At 37.1% G+C, this 16,087-nt stretch carries 16 protein-coding genes; 9 read left to right on the forward strand and 7 right to left on the reverse strand.

Annotation, left to right across the window (positions count from 1 at the left end):
• Positions 1 to 17 precede the first annotated feature (17 nt).
• Together mfd and MR041_RS03980 are read right to left on the reverse strand one after the other, a co-directional pair.
• The gene (gene mfd / locus MR041_RS03975) at positions 18 to 3,395 is read right to left on the reverse strand and encodes a transcription-repair coupling factor (protein WP_242092291.1); all 3,378 of its coding nucleotides are present in this window, start codon (positions 3,393 to 3,395) and stop codon (positions 18 to 20) included.
• Between the two features lie 443 nt (positions 3,396 to 3,838).
• On the reverse strand, positions 3,839 to 4,357 hold the full coding sequence (locus tag MR041_RS03980; protein ID WP_242092292.1) for a ferritin: 519 nt from the start codon (positions 4,355 to 4,357) through the stop codon (positions 3,839 to 3,841).
• A gap of 249 nt (positions 4,358 to 4,606) precedes the next feature.
• Between MR041_RS03980 and MR041_RS03985 the strand changes: the two genes are divergently transcribed.
• Positions 4,607 to 5,038: a TerB family tellurite resistance protein gene (locus MR041_RS03985; protein WP_242092293.1), complete on the forward strand. Its 432-nt coding sequence runs from the start codon at positions 4,607 to 4,609 to the stop codon at positions 5,036 to 5,038.
• Positions 5,039 to 5,069: 31 nt separating this feature from the next.
• On the opposite strand, the gene metG is transcribed toward MR041_RS03985, so the two are convergent.
• Entirely contained in the window at positions 5,070 to 7,163 is a 2,094-nt protein-coding gene (metG, locus tag MR041_RS03990; RefSeq protein ID WP_242092294.1) for a methionine--tRNA ligase, read from the reverse strand.
• A gap of 281 nt (positions 7,164 to 7,444) precedes the next feature.
• Between metG and MR041_RS03995 the strand changes: the two genes are divergently transcribed.
• Together MR041_RS03995 and MR041_RS04000 are read left to right on the forward strand one after the other, a co-directional pair.
• A complete protein-coding gene (locus MR041_RS03995) occupies positions 7,445 to 8,467 on the forward strand; it encodes a S66 peptidase family protein (RefSeq protein WP_242092295.1) in 1,023 nt (340 codons plus the stop codon).
• A gap of 177 nt (positions 8,468 to 8,644) precedes the next feature.
• Positions 8,645 to 8,884 (forward strand): hypothetical protein, encoded by a 240-nt coding sequence (locus tag MR041_RS04000; RefSeq protein ID WP_242092296.1) that lies wholly within the window; start codon positions 8,645 to 8,647, stop codon positions 8,882 to 8,884.
• 85 nt (positions 8,885 to 8,969) lie between these two features.
• On the opposite strand, the gene MR041_RS04005 is transcribed toward MR041_RS04000, so the two are convergent.
• On the reverse strand, positions 8,970 to 9,563 hold the full coding sequence (locus tag MR041_RS04005) for a YceI family protein (protein WP_242092297.1): 594 nt from the start codon (positions 9,561 to 9,563) through the stop codon (positions 8,970 to 8,972).
• 121 nt (positions 9,564 to 9,684) lie between these two features.
• Between MR041_RS04005 and MR041_RS04010 the strand changes: the two genes are divergently transcribed.
• Positions 9,685 to 10,548, forward strand: a complete 864-nt coding sequence (locus MR041_RS04010; RefSeq protein WP_242092298.1) for a helix-turn-helix domain-containing protein — start codon at positions 9,685 to 9,687, stop codon at positions 10,546 to 10,548.
• Positions 10,549 to 10,586: 38 nt separating this feature from the next.
• Here the strand turns inward: MR041_RS04010 and MR041_RS04015 are convergent, their stop codons facing one another.
• A complete protein-coding gene (locus tag MR041_RS04015; protein ID WP_242092299.1) occupies positions 10,587 to 11,330 on the reverse strand; it encodes a TerB family tellurite resistance protein in 744 nt (247 codons plus the stop codon).
• A gap of 170 nt (positions 11,331 to 11,500) precedes the next feature.
• Here MR041_RS04015 and MR041_RS04020 point away from each other — a divergent pair, with 170 nt between their 5' ends.
• The 4 genes from MR041_RS04020 to MR041_RS04035 all read left to right on the forward strand — a co-directional run bounded on the left by MR041_RS04020 (position 11,501) and on the right by MR041_RS04035 (position 13,864).
• Positions 11,501 to 11,911 carry a BrxA/BrxB family bacilliredoxin gene (locus MR041_RS04020; RefSeq protein WP_242092300.1) on the forward strand — a complete coding sequence of 137 codons (411 nt, stop codon included), beginning with the start codon at positions 11,501 to 11,503 and terminating at the stop codon, positions 11,909 to 11,911.
• Between the two features lie 124 nt (positions 11,912 to 12,035).
• Positions 12,036 to 12,431 carry a hypothetical protein gene (locus MR041_RS04025; RefSeq protein ID WP_242092301.1) on the forward strand — a complete coding sequence of 132 codons (396 nt, stop codon included), beginning with the start codon at positions 12,036 to 12,038 and terminating at the stop codon, positions 12,429 to 12,431.
• A gap of 24 nt (positions 12,432 to 12,455) precedes the next feature.
• Complete coding sequence (locus tag MR041_RS04030) at positions 12,456 to 13,196, forward strand: lysophospholipid acyltransferase family protein (RefSeq protein WP_242092302.1); 741 nt, start codon at positions 12,456 to 12,458, stop codon at positions 13,194 to 13,196.
• A 2-nt stretch (positions 13,197 to 13,198) separates the two neighbouring features.
• On the forward strand, positions 13,199 to 13,864 hold the full coding sequence (locus MR041_RS04035; protein WP_242092303.1) for an HD domain-containing protein: 666 nt from the start codon (positions 13,199 to 13,201) through the stop codon (positions 13,862 to 13,864).
• Positions 13,865 to 13,870: 6 nt separating this feature from the next.
• Here the strand turns inward: MR041_RS04035 and MR041_RS04040 are convergent, their stop codons facing one another.
• The gene (locus MR041_RS04040) at positions 13,871 to 14,047 is read right to left on the reverse strand and encodes a hypothetical protein (protein ID WP_242092304.1); all 177 of its coding nucleotides are present in this window, start codon (positions 14,045 to 14,047) and stop codon (positions 13,871 to 13,873) included.
• 24 nt (positions 14,048 to 14,071) lie between these two features.
• Positions 14,072 to 14,944, reverse strand: a complete 873-nt coding sequence (locus MR041_RS04045; RefSeq protein ID WP_242092305.1) for an AraC family transcriptional regulator — start codon at positions 14,942 to 14,944, stop codon at positions 14,072 to 14,074.
• Positions 14,945 to 15,472: 528 nt separating this feature from the next.
• Here MR041_RS04045 and MR041_RS04050 point away from each other — a divergent pair.
• Positions 15,473 to 16,069 carry a hypothetical protein gene (locus tag MR041_RS04050; RefSeq protein WP_242092306.1) on the forward strand — a complete coding sequence of 199 codons (597 nt, stop codon included), beginning with the start codon at positions 15,473 to 15,475 and terminating at the stop codon, positions 16,067 to 16,069.
• The last annotated feature ends 18 nt before the right edge of the window (positions 16,070 to 16,087 follow it).

Genomic DNA, 16,087 nt, shown 5'->3' on the forward strand with positions numbered 1-16,087 from the left:
CTTAGGTGGCACAAGAATTACGCCAGTATGGACTGTAAAACCTTCAGTGCCTGTCGTACTGATTTTATCTGATCAAAAGTCAGGATTAAACGCAATCCATTTCTGGTTTGTTTTTCTTTTATTTTGCATAAATCAGGATGCCCCTGAACAAACTGTAACACTTTGGTAAAGGTATCACTTTGGTAAAAACTACTTTGCTGATCGTTTAAAAAATATCCGATAAGTTTCCCCTTTTTCATGACTACCTTTTCAAAACCAATTTTGGTAGCCAGCCATTTAATCTGAACACTGTCAAGTAAATCGACTACCTGTTGTGGTAATGCACCAAATCGATCCACCAAAGCCCCTTCAAAATGACGCAATGCCTCTTGACCCTTAATCGAATTCAATTCCGTATATAAATTTAATCTTTCTGTAATATTATTGATATAACTGTCTGGGAAAAGCAACTCAAAGTCAGAATCGATGGTGACATCCTTCACATAAGTAGTCCCTTCCTTGGTATCCTCATAAAGCGCCTTAAATTCATTTTCTTTAAGTTCTTCTATAGCTTCATTCAATATTTTCTGATAGGTGTCGAAACCTATTTCATTTATAAATCCGCTTTGTTCTCCTCCCAAAAGATCACCGGCCCCTCTTATTTCCAAATCCTTCATGGCAATGTTAAAACCACTGCCCAGTTCCGTAAATTGTTCTAAGGCTGTTATACGCTTTCTGGCATCATCGGTCATGGCAGAATACTCAGGAGTAATAAAATAACAGAACGCCTTCTTATTACTGCGTCCTACACGCCCCCGCATCTGATGTAAATCACTCAACCCAAAGTTATTGGCATTATTAATAAAAATGGTATTAGCATTAGGCACATCCAAGCCACTTTCTACAATGGTCGTACTCACCAACACATCAAAAGCACCGTCCATAAAGGCCAACATGAGTTGTTCTAATTTTTTTCCTTCCATTCGACCGTGTCCAATGCCAATTTTGGCATCCGGCACCAGTCGTTGAATTAATCCAGCAACCTCCTTAATATTCTCAATTCTGTTATGAATAAAAAATATTTGTCCGCCACGCTGAATCTCATAGCTTATCGCATCCCGAATGATGTCTTCATTAAATCGGATAACATGGCTTTCGATGGGATATCGATTTGGTGGTGGGGTAGTGATAACCGAAAGATCGCGAGCCGCCATTAAACTAAACTGAAGTGTTCTCGGAATAGGCGTTGCTGTTAGTGTGAGCACATCTACATTTTCCTTTAAGGTTTTCAGCTTCTCCTTTACAGCTACACCGAATTTTTGCTCTTCATCTACAATTAATAGCCCCAGGTCTTTAAATTTGACATAGCTGTTCACCAATTGATGTGTTCCTATAATAATATCGACACCACCGCTTTCCAATCCCTTAAGGGTTGTGCGTTTTTCTTTTGTCGTTCTAAACCTGTTGAGATAATCAACAGATACCGGAAAATCCTTAAGGCGATCCGAAAAGGTCCTGAAGTGCTGATATGCTAAAATGGTAGTAGGCACCAGGATTGCAACCTGTTTACCATTATCAACCGCTTTAAAGGCTGCCCGAATGGCAACCTCTGTTTTTCCAAAACCCACATCGCCGCAAACGAGCCTATCCATTGGGCGTTCGCTTTCCATATCTGCTTTTATATCGGCAGTCGCTGTGCTTTGGTCTGGTGTATCCTCGTAAATGAATGAGGCCTCCAACTCATGTTGCATGTAACTATCCGGGTGGTAGCGATACCCTTTTTGGGTTTTGCGTTTGGCATATAATTTTATTAGGTTAAAAGCAATGTCCTTGACCTTTGCTTTCGTTTTTTGTTTTAAGGTCTTCCAGGCATTACTGCCGAGCTTGTAAATCTTAGGTGGTTTCCCGTCCTTACCATTAAATTTCGTGATTTTATGGAGGGAATGGATACTTAAATACAGAATATCGCGCTCGCCATAAACCAATTTTATTGCCTCTTGCTTTTTCCCTTCAACATCAATCTTTTGAAGCCCGCCAAATCGTCCTATACCGTGATCGATATGGGTTACGTAGTCCCCTATATTTAAATTCGTTAACTCCTTTAAAGTAATGGCCTGCTTTTTAGCATATCCATTTTTAATATGAAATTTATGATACCTTTCGAAGATCTGATGATCTGTATAACACGCTATCTTGTTGTCGTGATCTATAAACCCCTGATGCAATGCCAGTATAACGGTCCTATACTGTTTAACCTCCAGGTGAGCGTCATCAAAAATATCATGAAATCTCTTGGCCTGCTGTTCACTGATACAGGTAATGTAATTGGTATATCCTTTATTGAAGTTGGCATTTAAATCTTCAATGAGCAGATCGAATTGTTTGTTAAAGGATGGTTGGGGTACGGTGTTAAACTGAATTGTTCGATAGGTTTCTCCATTGCTGGCATCTGAATTGGATATGGATTGACATAAAGTAGCCTGGGTGCCGAATTCAATGATCGAAAACTCAGACAATTGTTGTTTCAATAGTTTGGAATCACAAAACAGTTCATCGGGCTCAGCATGTTTTAATTCTGAGGAAAGGTCCTTAAAGGCCTGTTCGGCCTTCAAATAAAAATCATCTATTCTACCTAATAATAAATCGACGTTTTTTACAGCAATCACTGTTTTTTGAGCGATGTATTTTAAAAAACTTTGTCGTTTTTCTTCTAAGAATTTATTAGCAACATTAGGAATGATGTTAATTTTTTTTATTTGATTCAGGGAAAGTTGTGTTTCTACATCAAATGTCCTAATACTGTCTATTTCATCTCCAAAAAATTCGATGCGGTAGGGTTCATCATGAGAAAAGGAGAACACATCCACGATACCTCCTCTCACCGAGAACTCCCCGGGTTCTGTTACAAAATCAACCCGTTTAAATTGGTATTCAAATAGAACTTCATTCAAAAAATCGATCGAAAGCTCATCTCCAATCCTGATGCTTTGGGTGTGCCGTTCTAATTCCCTTCTAGTCACTACCTTTTCAAAAAGCGCGTCCGGATACGTTACAATTACAGCCGGCTTCTTCTGGGAATTAATACGGTTTAAAACCTCGGCACGTAACAACACATTGGCATTATCGGTCGCTTCAATTTCATAGGGTCTTCGGTAGCTTCCGGGATAAAAAAGGACATCTTTTTGATTCAGCAACTGTTCCAAATCATTGAGGTAGTGAGCTGCTTCCTCCTTATCGTTAAGGACAATAAGGAACGGTTTATCTGCAGCTTTAAACACAGTAGATATTACGAAGGAAACCGAAGAGCCCACAAGGCCCTTAACATGTACATTTTGTCTGGTTTTGGCAATAGTATTCTGCAGATTTTGCGTTTGCAAAGCCTGTAAAAAGGTTTGAGAGATAGGGGATATACTCACAAAAAGTTATTTTGAAATGCAAAGATAAGATATTAGAACGCATTGCAAAGCACTAATTAGAAGCAATTCTTTAACTGAAAGAAACATGGTCAGTGTCTTCGTTAACTCTGCGCATTTCAATGAAGAAGGTGAGGCTATTTTAAGCGTCTTGACAGAAGGCATTGATTTGTGTCCTAAAAAGCCAATTGAAGAGCGGAAGTGATGGTTAAGCCACTTTTTTCAGTAAGTCGAAACAAGGGCATTTTTTACATCGTTTTGAATCGCATTTCTTGTATTTCTTACAACAACTGGATTTTACATTATCGGAAGTCAACACGCCCAACTTCTGTAACTTTTTAATTTTCTTTTTTCGCTTCTTTTTGCCCAAACCTGAGAATAGGTTTAATTATACTAGACAAAAATATGTTATTTTTATTGAATCTAAATAAAATTAAGTGTTAAAATTACTCAGGATCTTCCATGGAAGCCGAACTGACCGTCAGGTTTACAATATCCCTATCGAATAAGTACAAGCCACCCTTATCGTTTCCAATAAGATTAATTTTATCCAATATGGTTCTAGCCATGGCTTCTTCTTCAATTTGTTCAGACACGTACCACTGCAAGAAATTATGAGTAGCGTAATCCTTTTCTGTTAACGTAATGTCGACCAGCTTATTAATGCTTTCTGATACAAATACTTCGTGCTTAAAAAGCATTTCAAACATTTCTTTGAAGGATTCAAAAGTCACGTTCGGCGCCTTCAATTCAGAGATCTGGGCGTGTCCCCCGCGCTCATTTACAAATTTTATTAATTTGAGCATGTGGTCGCGTTCTTCACTGGATTGATCGAACATAAAACCGGCAACACCTTCCAAGCCCTTAACTTCTGCCCAACAGGCCATTGCTAAATAAATTTGTGAAGATTCTGCCTCTATTCTTATTTGGTCATTTAAGGCCTTTTCTATTGATTTTGATAACATAATACTGATTTTACACAAAGTTACGCAATTATTTAGCGTTTTTAAAGCAAGACCGCGTACTTATTTCAAGAGAAATACAATTAATTTTTAGCTTCAAAATACTTTTAATTCTTTAAAATTTTATCGACCTTTAATATTGCTATTTTATGTGTTTTTAATGATGCGAAACCTTCACTAAAAATTTAGTAATAGGGTTTAGTTTATTAAAAAAAATATGTACGTTTGCAGCACTAATTAAGAAAAAAAGGCATGTCTATTTCAGATTTATTTGACAGTGGTTTTAAGAAGCGCAATCAAGATCATTTTGCAGCCATTGTTAGGGTGGCCATGGACGATGGTGTTATCAGCGATGAAGAAAAGGCATTTTTAGATCGCTTAGCTATTAATTTAGACATCAGTGAATCCGAGTATAAAGCGATTTTAAAAGATTTCAAGAGTCATCCTATCAATCCTCCTGTATCTTACGATCAGCGTTTAGAGCGATTATATGATTTGTCGCGTATGGTCTATGCAGACCATATTCGAGAGCCTCATGAAGAAGTATTGCTGAGAAAAATTGCAGTCGGGTTGGGGTTTCATGCCGTAAATGCCAAATATATTGTGGATAAGGCTTTGACATTGGTAAATAACAAGGTTGATCTAGACACGTTCAAAGACCAGATAAAAAACATGCATAAGTAACCTTAATTGGAATATCCCTTTTATACAGATGTTAACTTACGGTCAACCCATTTGTAGCCTGGGCCTTATTGTCCGGATTAACAAATACAAGTTGCCCATCTGAAGATGCAGTCATCAGGATCATACCCTGACTTTCAACACCACGCAATACTCTGGGAGCAAGGTTTATTAAAACCGTTACCTGTTTTCCGACGACCTCCTCTGGGGTAAAACTTTCTGCAATACCTGAAACAATAGTACGCACATCAATACCGGTATCTACCTTTAACTTAAGAAGCTTCTTTGTCTTTGGCATTTTTTCAGCTTCCAATATGGTGCCAATACGAATATCTAATTTTGTGAAATACTCAAAGGCAATTTCCTCCTTTTGAGGTTCTACTTTCTTGTTGGCAATTTCGTTGGCTCTTCTGCTAGCCTCCAGCTTATCCAATTGTTTCTGTATGGTTTCATCCTCTATTTTACTGAAAAGTAATTCTGCCTTCCCAATACGATGATTCGCTGGCATAAGTGCTTCCTTAACTGTAATATCAATCCATGAATTCTGCACATCATTCCCATCAAACCCTTCAATTGCCGTGGGTTTGAGATGCAACATCTTTTTAAGTTTTTCTGAAGTAAATGGTAAAAAAGGCTCAGATAAGGTCGCTAAAGCTGCAGCAATCTGAAGGGCGACATACATTATAGTTTTGGTTCGCGCTTCATCCACTTTTATCATTTTCCAAGGCTCTTCGTCGGCCAAATATTTATTCCCCAGACGTGCCAAATTTATAAGTTCCTGACCGGCTTCCCGAAATCTGTAACGTTCTATAGAACTAGCAATGACATCTGGATAAGCCCTCATCTTTCCCAAGGTATCTTCATCCGTTTGGATGAAATCTGACGGTTCAGGTACGATTCCGTTATAATATTTATTGGTCAATACGACAACACGGTTTATAAAATTCCCGAATATGGCAACCAGTTCGTTATTGTTCCTCGCTTGAAAATCCTTCCATGTAAAGTCGTTGTCCTTGGTTTCAGGAGCATTAGCATTTAACACATAACGCAACACATCTTGTTGACCCGGAAATTCCTTTAGGTAGTCCGGTAACCATACCGCCCAATTCTTTGATGTTGATAATTTCTGGCCTTCTAAATTTAAGAATTCATTTGCCGGCACATTCTCGGGTAAAATATAACTACCTTCAGCCTTTAACATTGCAGGGAAAATTATACAATGGAATACAATGTTATCTTTTCCAATGAAGTGCACTAATTTGGTAGCTTTATCTTTCCAATACGGTTCCCAATCTTTACCCTCACGTTCAGCCCATTCTATAGTCGACGAAATGTATCCGATTGGAGCATCAAACCAAACGTAAAGGACTTTTCCCTCGCCGCCTTCCAAAGGCACAGGGATTCCCCAATCTAAATCCCGGGTTACTGCACGAGGTCTGAGACCATCATCAATCCAGGACTTTACCTGACCATAGACATTGGGTTTCCAGTCCTTTTTATGGCCCTTAAGAATCCAATCCTTGAGAAAAGCTTCATGTTTATCTAAAGGCAAAAACCAATGTTTTGTTTGTTTTAAAGTAGGTGTATTTCCCGTTAAAGCTGATTTTGGATTTATTAAATCGGTTGCATTATGGCTAGTCCCACAGTTTTCACACTGATCTCCATAGCTCTCCTCATTGCCACATTTTGGACAGGTTCCAACGACAAAACGATCTGCTAAAAACTGATGGGCCTTTTCGTCGTAAAGCTGTTCGGTAGTTTCTTCAATAAATTCACCCTTGTTATATAAGGTCTTAAAAAATTCTGATGCCGTTTTATGATGTATGGGAGCCGTCGTTCGCGAATAATTGTCATACGAAATGCCAAAATCTTCAAAAGATTTTTTAATAATCGCGTGGTATTTATCAACGACATCCTGTGGTGACACACCCTCATTCTTCGCTTTAATTGTAATAGGGACACCGTGCTCATCACTACCTCCAATTAAGGCCACATCGTGACCGGTTAAACGTAAGTAACGTGCATAAATATCGGCTGGAACATATACGCCTGCCAGGTGTCCAATATGTATTGGGCCATTTGTGTAAGGCAGTGCTGTGGTAATGGTGTAACGCTTTGGTTCGTTCATGTTCGATGTATTCGTATGTCAGTCAAGCGTGTGAAGACGATAATACAGGTACCCGACTCCGCCTAAGACATCACAAGAAGTGTGTAAATTAATTAATTTTTAAGCCGTAAAAGTAAACATTTTAAAAGGGATTTAGAAAAAATAACTCTTGAATCATGTCTTTAAAGCCTCCCTTAGTACAGTAAGACATCATGTATCCTTCAATTCATAGAAGAGTTGTTGTAAAAGCAGGTTATTGACACCACTGGAAAGAATCTCTTAAAGTCAATTTCACTAAAAAAATGTACATTTACAATATGTCTAAAATCGCTCTATTAACTACCTTGTGTTGTACTCTCATTTTATTTGTAAAGGGTATAGTTACGGCACAGGAAATAACACCTCACAAATTGATACAACCACCATATCTAAAAGCCGGGGATTCAGTTGCCATTGTGGCGCCCTCGGGAATTCTTAAAAACAAATCAGACGAAATAGAACAAGCAAAGCAATTATTGAAGGGATGGGGACTACAGGTTGTTATAGGAAAACATGTCTTTCAGGACGCGAATCATTTTGCCGGCACCGATGATGAACGTTGTGAAGATTTACAAAAGGCATTGGACGATCCTGGCATAAGGGCCATTTGGTGTGCCAGAGGGGGTTACGGGACTGTTCGAATTTTAGACAAATTAAATTGGGCTAAATTTAATGAAAACCCAAAATGGCTCATTGGATATTCCGATATAACCGCTCTTCACAACGCTATCCATAATGAAGGTGTAGAAAGCATACACGCCTTAATGTGCACAAGTTTGTCTGAGGAGTTCAGCTCGATTGAACAAACTATTGACACCTTTAAAGATGCCATTTTTGGCACCGGTTTGAATTATACCCTGGAAGGTTCGACATATAACAGGACAGGTTCGGCAAAAGGACAATTAGTAGGTGGTAACCTCACCATGCTGCATACCATGTTAGGTTCGAAAACCAGTATTGATACGTCGGGTAAAATCCTTTTTATTGAAGAGATCGGTGAATACAAATACCATATAGACCGAATGTTACAAAGCCTGAAGAGGGCCGGTTATTTTGATAATTGTAAAGGTCTTATTGTTGGCGATATAAGTAAGTTGCGAAAAAACACAACCCTTTGGGGCAGTTCTGTTGAACAACTTATTTTAGACGCATTGTCCGACTTCACTTTTCCAATTGCATTTAATATGCCCGCTGGGCATGAAAAGGATAATAGGGCGCTAATATTGGGAAGAACAATTCAGCTCAATGTGAGCCACAATCAAACTATGGTTATTTTTGACAGGTAAAAGGCCTATTGTTTAAAATATTTTAATTTTTCAACCTCATTTCATCGGAGAAAATTTTCACTTCAAAGAACTATCGTTTATTGAACGGCATTATTATGTAATTCAACTATTTTATTTATACACGGGAAGCGTATGCTTTAATCTTGTAGAGTAAATCATTACAAAACCCAAATCATTATGAAAACATTACAATCCTTATTAGTAGCCGTTCTTCTCCTACTTTCTTTCAATGCTAAAGCAGACGACATGATCTTGAACACGGACTTAAACTTATTTAATCCGGATGTACGCAAATGTTTAATAGAATCATCTAAAGAAGATGGTTGGGAGTTAAAATCTGTATATCTTAATACCAAGAATGAAATTATAATGATTTTTGATAGAGGTGATGAAACTAAAATTTACAAGAGCAAATAAATCACTTTAACCAAATTATAAAATATATTAAACCAACTAATTCTTTTAATTAGTTGGTTTTTTTATTTTTTTAACTGCAAAAGATTTAGCATTCATCAAGACTGTCCCATAGAAGGGTGACTTCAAATTCTATGGCGTCGGAAATAACATCATCCTTGAGATTTGTAAAATAGCCTTTCGATTCATAGTTAACCCCCCATAAGGTCCTATCGATTATAAATCTAGAGGTCATTACGTCCTTCCCATTCCTGAATCTGCGCTCTCCTTTGAACCTGATTGCGTTGGTAACGCCCTTGATGGTGAGGTTTGCTAAAACCTCAAAATAGTTATAATCAGAATGCACAACATCTACAAACTCCAATGTGGATACCGGGTATTTCGCGACATCGAAAAAATCTGCACTTTTTAAATGCCCCACTAAATTACCATTGTATTTCCCGTCTGTGTTTAAAATCGATTTCATGTCTATTTTGAAGATTCCTCCCGTAATTGATCCATCTGATACTGTTATTTGCCCTGACAAGAATTTTACGATGCCATGATGCTTGTTAAATTTAAAAAGGTGAGAACCTTCCCAATGAATACTGCTGTTCTCCGTGTCTATCTCTACAATGCTCTGCGCATTCAATACAGAAATAAAACCTAATACCAGTGCTGTTCTTAAAATGTGTTTTGTCATAATATTTTATTTTAGCTAAAATTAAGCACACTCAATCCCCGCCTTGTAAAAAAAGTGTAAAAGAATTGTAAAACAGATGTGAAAGCGTGAGTATTTCATTTTCTTTGTCCTTTTATGAATAATGTATAGAACGAATTTTGTATTTGTATTATCGGTATTGACAACCCTGTTTTCTATTGTGAGTTGCACGAAAATAAATGGGCCTGATACCGCTCCTGAAAATGTTAAAGTAGCGCTGAGGTATGCAGCTCATAAAATTCTTTTATCCAATAAGGATACTACCAGTATTGTTCCTCCCATTAAACAGATTAATGAGAACAGATATGAAATGGTATTTAAAAACAGTCTGACTCTTAACCCGGATAGTTTAGTTGCAATTGTAAACCACAGTTTAAACTCAGCTCGTGGACCAAGGAACTACATCGTAGAGGTTATAAATTGTTCAGATAAAGAGGTTGCTTACAGCTTTCAAATTGCAGGCACAAAAGAAAAGGAACTTATCCCATGTTTAGGGCGAAACTTGCCTGAAGGATGCTATACGATTCAAGTATTGTTTTCGACGACGAAACCTGCCACAGCTCCAATATTTGGTTATTTACTCATTGCTGTTTTACTTGTACTTTTTATTTCCATATGGTTTCTTTACAGAAGGAAACTTGAAAGGGTATCGTTAACAAGTGTGACTTCACCATATACTAAAATTGGCCCTTATAAATTTTATAAAAACGAAAACAAACTCATTAAAGATGCTTTAGAGATCAAGCTCTCTACTAAAGAATGTGAGCTTATGTCTTTGTTCAGCAACCATCAGAACCAAGTCATCAAGAGAGAAATCATCATAAAACAAATTTGGGAAGATCATGGCGTTTATGTCGATAGAAGTTTAGATACATTTGTTTCAAAGCTTCGGAAAAAATTCAAAAATGATCCAACTATTCGTTTTGAAAACATTCACGGTGTTGGCTACAAACTTGTTGTAAACTAATTGTTCATGCTTACAATTTACGGGTGATGAGCACAGCTTTAAAACCCGCGTTCTTTCTGTAATTGCTCATAAGCATCTTGAACCTGTCTAAATTTTGCCTCAGCACCATCGCGGTGTTCTTCTCCTAAATGGATAACCTTGTCAGGGTGGTATTTTTTCGCCATTTTCCGATAGGCCTTTTTAATGTCATCATTCGAAGCATTCTTATCTATTTCTAAAATTTTATAGGCACTGTCGCTGCTCTTATAGAACATCGCCTTTATACTTTCGTAATCTGCAGCACTTATCCCCAAATAACCGGCCATAATATGAATCTGTCGCTCCTCTTCCTGAGTTACAACACCATCCGCTTTAGCGATACCAAATAAAAAATGAACCAACTGCAGTCTTGAAGCATGCTGCATCATATGTCTGATCTGTTGGCAAACTTCGCGTGTTGAAATATGTTTTTGCTTTCCGATTTCCTTAAACAATCGAAAGGCATGATTCGCTCGCTCTTTACCGTACATGCTCACAAATTGCTGTCTTACAAAATCCAATTCTCGACGGTCCTGTTTGCCATCGGCTTTAATGACTATGGAGGCTAAAACAAGCAAACTCACTTCAAAATCACCAGGTTGTGTAGGGATATGCTCTTGATAGTGCCTATATTGTCGTTGTCCTATGCGTTCTTCTGCTCCTATGGCATCTGCCATGCTGCCAAGCGCAAGTCCAATAATAGCTCCAATCGGGCCACCAAATGACCATCCCAGGGCTGCTCCTATCCATTTTGAAAAACTCATGTAATTTTTTATTAAATTAATCGTCAAACCTACACATAAAATAGCGCTATTTAAAGATGTAAATCACTTTATTATGGCGGAATTGTAATTGTTAGTTGAATGCATTCCTTTTTTGTTACACAATTGATATATTTGCAATTCTTAAAAGTTAAATATTTAAATATTAAAATATGTACCCAGCAGAATTAGTAAAACCAATGCGTGAAGATTTAACAAGGGTGGGATTTGAAGAATTACAGACCCCTGATCAAGTTGATGCCGCTTTAGCGAAAGAAGGCACGACCTTAGTGGTGGTTAATTCGGTATGTGGCTGTGCTGCGGCCAATGCCCGTCCAGGAGCAAGATTAAGTTTACAAAATCCAAAACGTCCTGATCATATTGTAACTGTATTCGCCGGGGTAGACCGAGAGGCGGTTGCAAAGGCAAGGGAGTATATGATTCCATTTCCACCGAGTTCCCCGAGTATGGCTCTTTTTAAAGATGGCGAATTAGTACATATGTTAGAGCGTCATCATATTGAAGGTCGCCCTGCTGAACTTATCGCAGATAATTTAATGGATGCCTACAACGAGCATTGTTAAAAACCTATTTTTAGGTAACATATAAAACCGTGCTGATCTCATTATATATCGAGTTCTGGTACGGTTTTTTTATGCCTTTACGCAACCAAACCTAGAAATGAGCATCTCATAAAAAAATGAATCCATGAGTAGGCCCTTTATAACTACCGTTGTACTTCTTGTTTGTTTTGTTTTTACAGCTTTTCAATGCGATGAGGAGGAGTATCCTGACTATGACACTGAACTCGCAGAGTTAAACGAGCTAAAATTACAAATTGAAACTCTCGCAGGAACCTCTGAATGCAATGATGATACGATGTGCAAGTTTATTGCATTTGGCAGCAAACCTTGTGGTGGCCCCTGGTCTTACCTCGTCTATTCGACTTCAATAAATACGGTGGAGCTTGAAAATTTGGTAGCATCCTATAATGAGAAAGAAAACTTTTTTAATGAAAAATGGGGTATTGCATCAGACTGTGCCCTGGCTCAGCAACCTACAAGTATAACCTGCGAAAATAACTCCTGTGTAGCTGTTTACTAACGGTTAGTTTATTATTTTTGGAGCATGTTAAAGCTCTTATCATACCCCTTAACCTCTATATATTATCTGTTATTTGGTTTAACGCTGGTTATATTTCATCCCATACAATGGTTTTGTTTCAATGTTTTTGGGTATAAGACTCATAAATTGAGTGTGGATATTTTACAGTTTTGTCTTTTAAAGTGTACACATGTGTTGGGTACTCGATTTTCATTTTATAATCCACACACTATAAGCACAGAATCACCACTTATTATTGTGGCCAATCATCAAAGTCTATACGACATATCTCCCATTATGTGGTATATGCGAAAACACCACACCAAATTTATCAGTAAAATGGAATTAGGAAAGGGCATCCCAAGTGTATCTTACAATTTGCGTCATGGCGGTTCCGTTTTAATAGATCGAAAAAATTCACGTCAATCTTTACCGGCAATTAAGGCTTTTGCTCAATACATTGAGGATACCAAAAGGGCCGCTGTTATCTTTCCGGAAGGTACACGCAGTAAAAATGGAAATCCTAAACCATTTCAAACTAAGGGGCTCAAACTCTTATTTAAACATGTGCCTTCAGCCTTGGTCGTTCCAATTTCAATAAACAATTCCTGGAAAATGCTTCGCTATGGGAAATTCCCTATGGGATTGGGTACACATATTAAATTCGAGGTTCATGAGCCAGTGAAAGTTTCGGAATTCAAGAACAACCCATTGGATTTAATAGCTCAAATAGAAACCACCATTAAAAACAATATTTCAGTATAAGGATGTCAATAAAAACAGATACAGCCATTGTTTTAAAAACTCAGGAATTTGTAAAACTGAAATTGGCAAATGCCGAAGGCGGTCATGATTGGTTTCATACACTCCGTGTTTATAACAATGCTTTACGCATTTCAAAAACAGAACAGGTTAATCTTTTTGTGGTCGAACTGGCCGCATTACTGCATGATATTGCTGATAGTAAATTTTACAATGGCGATGATACGGTAGGGTCTAAAATAGCACGTGAATTTCTTTTCAGCCTTAATGTGGATTCTTTAATTATTGAACATGTCATAAAAATAATTGAGAACATATCATTTAATAAATCGATTGATAATACGACGCTTTTTGTCTCGGAAGAACTTAAAGTTGTACAGGATGCGGATAGGCTGGATGCCATGGGTGCCATAGGTATTGCGAGGGCGTTTAACTATGGGGGCTATAAGAACAGAGCAATACACAATCCGGACATTAGACCAAATCTCGATATGAGTCGAGCTGAATATAAAGCTTCAACAGCTCCGACCATTAATCATTTTTATGAAAAACTCCTGTTGCTTAAAAACCAAATGAATACCCGTACGGGTAAACTATTAGCAGAAGGCAGGCATGCGTTTATGGAGTCTTATTTAAAACAGTTTTATTCTGAATGGCAGGGAAAATATTAAAGATTTCTAATTTTCCTTAGCAATTTCGAGAGCCGTTAATTTATAATCCAATATGGCCAATTGTTCACCGTGCATTATAATTTCTTCCACTGTAAGATCGCTCTTCGAATTAATAAAATTGCGCAGTCCGTTTAATTTGGTAGTATAGTAGTCTATTGTCTTTTCAATTTTATCCATATCCATATGTGAAGGCTTTTTTTAATTGTATTATTGAATAATCTGTTTTATTTCTTTGCGGTACTGGGAAGCACTCTTTCCAGTGATTTCGTTAAACTGCTTGTTAAAATGTGAAAAGTTATTAAACCCACATTCAAAACAAACATCGGCTACGCTCATCTGACTTTCGTTAAGAAGTTTAGTCGCATGTACTACCCGATATTCGTTTACAAGTTGCGTAAACGTTTTCCCGGTAGTCTTCTTAAAATACCTACAAAAGGCCGGTACTGTCATGCTCACTTTATCGGCAATTTCATCTAAAGATATGTGTCGTTGAAAATTTGAATTGACATACTTGTAAATGGTATTTATTTTGGCGCTATCCTGTGGATTGGTTTCCAATGCAATCCCATCGGCATTCAGTAAGGAATAATCGTCTGTATTTGCCAGAAAATTTAAAATTTCCAAGAATTTTAAAACGAGCTCCAAGCCTTCATACTTGGTGAGATTACTAATCTTTGGGCCAATCACTTCCTTAGTTTCAATTTTGAATCGAATCCCCTTTTTGGCTCTGTCAAACAAAGCCACTACATTGGCCATTTCGGGAATTTTTATGAAATCTTCTCCGAGAAAGTCTTGCTTGAACTGCACTGTTGTTTCTGAACCGTTGGCTGTTAATCTATCGGCAAATCCATTGTGAGGTAAATTTGCTCCAATTAAAATGAGCTGGCTGTTGTTAAAATAGGAAAGGTGGTTCCCGATATGCGTCTTTCCCTGACCTTTATTGATGTAAACCAATTCCAATTCGGGATGGAAATGCCAAAAGGCATTTATTTTATCAACTTTTTCCAGGTGCTGTCTAACAATCAAGGAACTACCAAAACTTGGGCTAAGTTTTTCTAAAGTAGGTTTTTTTGTAATCATAAATAGATCTTTTACATAACAAATTTACAATTTAATAGCCATTAATTCTATATACAATTAACTTAAATATATGCTATATTAACTTTACAATTAGGTAACGTTATATTAACAGATAATATAGCATATAAATTAGTAAAATTTGATGTTTTTGAGACCCTTATTTCAACATATCTTTGTCTCATAATATGGATGTTATCATAGATTCCATAATATTGATGCGAGTGTTACCCATTAGGGTTAGATCTTAAAACACATTCATTAATAATTAGTTTAATGTCTTATTTAGTTTAGTTTAGTTTGAAAGTGGGCTGTGGTGGCCCACTTTTTTATTTCATACAGCTGTTTTAAACATTAAACCTGGTATTGGGCTTATATGTTGTATTGATTCATATGTATACTATATTAACTTAACTTTTTATTAACGTAAAAATAACGGTTAATTTAGAACATAAATTGACCAAAATCGATGTTTTGAAAGAATACAGCCTGATATAAATTTGTCGTGTAGAACGTTAAAAAATCCAAATCATGAAAAACGTATTAACACACACTAAAAAAGTAATCCTGATGGCTGCTGTATGCGCCATTTCTATGGGTTACGCTATGGAGACCTCCTTGTTAGAAAACACTGAGAATGTCAAAACTACAGCTTTAACTCTTAATGATGTAAAAAAAGGCAACCTGCTTTGCATTAAAAGTGAAAATGGTATCATTATCTATAAGGAGTCTATTGATAAGAGCGGTAAATATTCTAAAAATTTCGATTTGACAGCCCTGCCTGACGGAAAATATTTCTTTGAACTGGAAAAAGATGTGGCTATAAAAATCATTCCGTTTAAGGTCATGCTCAACCAAGTAACTTTTAACAAAGACAAGGAGGCCATTATTTTCAAACCTTTTGTCAGAAAAAACGAAGATTTGGTTTATGTTACCAAACTGGCGGTGAGATCGGAGCCCTTAAAGATTAGTGTATACCGTTCCGATCACTTTGGTTCTGAATTATTACATTCGGAATCCATTGAAGGTGTTCAAAACATAGGTCGTGTATACCGACTTAAAGAAGGCAGATATAAAATTGTATGCCATGCAAACAATATGGAGTTTATAAATTATATTCAAATCTAGTTCAATTCGACATACTTA

This window comes from Aestuariivivens sediminicola, from assembly GCF_022662015.1.
GTDB classification, from domain to species: Bacteria; Bacteroidota; Bacteroidia; order Flavobacteriales; family Flavobacteriaceae; genus Aestuariivivens; species Aestuariivivens sediminicola.

Coding starts and splice junctions, on each gene's coding strand:
- MR041_RS04000 (WP_242092296.1), top strand. CDS start 8,645: ATGAAAACATTACAATCCTTATTAGTAGCCGTTCTTCTCCTACTTTCT.
- MR041_RS04025 (WP_242092301.1), top strand. CDS start 12,036: ATGAGTAGGCCCTTTATAACTACCGTTGTACTTCTTGTTTGTTTTGTT.
- MR041_RS04030 (WP_242092302.1), top strand. CDS start 12,456: ATGTTAAAGCTCTTATCATACCCCTTAACCTCTATATATTATCTGTTA.
- MR041_RS04040 (WP_242092304.1), bottom strand. CDS start 14,047: ATGGATATGGATAAAATTGAAAAGACAATAGACTACTATACTACCAAA.
- MR041_RS04045 (WP_242092305.1), bottom strand. CDS start 14,944: ATGATTACAAAAAAACCTACTTTAGAAAAACTTAGCCCAAGTTTTGGT.
- MR041_RS04015 (WP_242092299.1), bottom strand. CDS start 11,330: ATGAGTTTTTCAAAATGGATAGGAGCAGCCCTGGGATGGTCATTTGGT.
- MR041_RS03995 (WP_242092295.1), top strand. CDS start 7,445: ATGTACATTTACAATATGTCTAAAATCGCTCTATTAACTACCTTGTGT.
- MR041_RS03985 (WP_242092293.1), top strand. CDS start 4,607: ATGTCTATTTCAGATTTATTTGACAGTGGTTTTAAGAAGCGCAATCAA.
- metG (WP_242092294.1), bottom strand. CDS start 7,163: ATGAACGAACCAAAGCGTTACACCATTACCACAGCACTGCCTTACACA.
- MR041_RS04050 (WP_242092306.1), top strand. CDS start 15,473: ATGAAAAACGTATTAACACACACTAAAAAAGTAATCCTGATGGCTGCT.
- MR041_RS04010 (WP_242092298.1), top strand. CDS start 9,685: ATGTATAGAACGAATTTTGTATTTGTATTATCGGTATTGACAACCCTG.
- MR041_RS04005 (WP_242092297.1), bottom strand. CDS start 9,563: ATGACAAAACACATTTTAAGAACAGCACTGGTATTAGGTTTTATTTCT.
- MR041_RS03980 (WP_242092292.1), bottom strand. CDS start 4,357: ATGTTATCAAAATCAATAGAAAAGGCCTTAAATGACCAAATAAGAATA.
- MR041_RS04020 (WP_242092300.1), top strand. CDS start 11,501: ATGTACCCAGCAGAATTAGTAAAACCAATGCGTGAAGATTTAACAAGG.
- MR041_RS04035 (WP_242092303.1), top strand. CDS start 13,199: ATGTCAATAAAAACAGATACAGCCATTGTTTTAAAAACTCAGGAATTT.